The organism is Streptomyces sp. RP5T, assembly GCF_003933965.1.
Lineage (GTDB): Bacteria > Actinomycetota > Actinomycetes > Streptomycetales > Streptomycetaceae > Streptomyces.
This window is the reverse complement of sequence record NZ_RSAJ01001036.1, coordinates 1-1,576: the sequence shown is the minus strand read 5'-3', so window position 1 is coordinate 1,576 and position 1,576 is coordinate 1. Positions and strand designations below refer to the sequence as shown.

Genomic DNA, 1,576 nt, shown 5'->3' with positions numbered 1-1,576 from the left:
GCGCTTGGGGGCGAGGCCCGCGGGGTGCCTGGACCGGGCCCGGAATCGCTGGGTGCCCTCCTCTGTTGAGGACAATGAGCAATGAGCAAGGGGCGCCGGTGGTGTGCGAGCCGGACAGCCCGAGTGATCGAGCCGACAGACAAGGGAGGGCCGTGATGGCCGCGCAGACGCAGAGGGCCGTACTGGCGGGCGGATGCTTCTGGGGGATGGAGGAACTGATCCGCCGCCTCCCGGGCGTGACGGCGACCCGGGTCGGCTACACCGGGGGTGACGTGCCGAACGCGACATACCGCAACCACGGCACGCACGCGGAGGCCATCGAGATCCTCTTCGACCCCGAGCAGACCGACTACCGCGCGATCCTGGAGTTCTTCTTCCAGATCCACGACCCGAGCACCAAGAACCGCCAGGGCAACGACATCGGCCTCAGCTACCGTTCGGCGATCTACTACGTCGACGACGAGCAGAAGCGGATCGCCGAGGACACGATCGCGGACGTGGACGCCTCCGGACTGTGGCCGGGCAAGGTCGTCACCGAGGTGGAGCCGGTCGGACCCTTCTGGGAGGCCGAGCCCGAGCACCAGGACTACCTCCAGCGCTACCCCGACGGCTACACCTGCCACTTCCCCCGCCCCGGCTGGCGCCTGCCGGCCCGCACGGAGAGCTGACGGCAGCCGCCGACGGCCGACCGCCGGTACCTCACGCGGCCGGCGGGCGCGTCCACAGCGTCAGGTCGCTGCTGGTCGCGACGGCGAGCGTACGGCCGGAGGGGGAGAAGCCCACGGCCCGCAGCTCGGAGTAGAGGGAGTTGAACACGAGCCACCACCGCTCCCCGTGCGGGTCGCGGTGGGGCATGCCGCTGCCGTGCGAGAGCAGGACACGGTCGTGCGGCCAGACCGGCGAGACGACCTGCACGTGCCAGCCGTCGGCGGTGGTCGCGTGCAGCCCGCCGCCGAACAGCCCGGCGATGTGCACCCTGCTGCCGGCCACCGGTCCGAGTCCCGGGCAGGTCAGATCCGAGGCCGTGTCCGGCGTGCTGCTCTCCGGATCGGGATTCCGGTCCCGCGCGATCCTCTCGCCGGTCACGGCGTCGAAGAGCCCGTGACCGGCGGTCGAGACGACCATCACCAGGTCGTGCCCACTGTCCGGATGCGTCGCGAACCCGATCCCGAGCAGCCCGCCGACCGCGGCACAGGACTCGAAGACCGGCTGCCAGGGAGCGGGCGCGGGCAGCACGGGAACCGACGCCAGCCGGTCGCGCAGGTCCCGCTGGTAGGGGGAGAGTTCATCCATCCCGCCATGATCCCTCCCACCGGGGTCGCGCCGGGCGTTGTGATCCTCCTCGCGGGGTCGCGCCGGGCGCCGTGATCCCTCCCGCCGGGGCGCACGGGCGCCGTGATCCGTCCGCCGGGGCGCACCAGCCCACGGTTGGGCTGCGGTCAGGCCCGTGCGGTGGGCCGTACGACGATCCCGCCCAGGTCGACCGATCGACCGACCGCCACGGGCTGCCCGACGCCGAACGCGACCGCCCGGCGACGGCGACGGCGTCGGGTGCGATCGCGACCTCGTCCCACCA

The 1,576-nt window shown here is 72.5% G+C and carries 2 protein-coding genes; one reads left to right on the top strand and one right to left on the bottom strand.

The genetic code is table 11. The features are described 5' to 3' along the window. Positions 1 to 155: 155 nt before the first annotated feature. Positions 156 to 668, top strand: a complete 513-nt coding sequence (msrA, locus tag EHS43_RS44230) for a peptide-methionine (S)-S-oxide reductase MsrA (RefSeq protein ID WP_125196024.1) — start codon at positions 156 to 158, stop codon at positions 666 to 668. A 31-nt stretch (positions 669 to 699) separates the two neighbouring features. On the opposite strand, the gene EHS43_RS44225 is transcribed toward msrA, so the two are convergent. Beyond that, the gene (locus EHS43_RS44225) at positions 700 to 1,293 is read right to left on the bottom strand and encodes a hypothetical protein (protein ID WP_125196023.1); all 594 of its coding nucleotides are present in this window, start codon (positions 1,291 to 1,293) and stop codon (positions 700 to 702) included. Positions 1,294 to 1,576 lie beyond the last annotated feature (283 nt).

Bases quoted from the DNA above. Each gene is read 5' to 3' on its own strand.
- msrA (WP_125196024.1), top strand. From the start codon at position 156: ATGGCCGCGCAGACGCAGAGGGCCGTACTGGCGGGCGGATGCTTCTGG.
- EHS43_RS44225 (WP_125196023.1), bottom strand. From the start codon at position 1,293: ATGGATGAACTCTCCCCCTACCAGCGGGACCTGCGCGACCGGCTGGCG.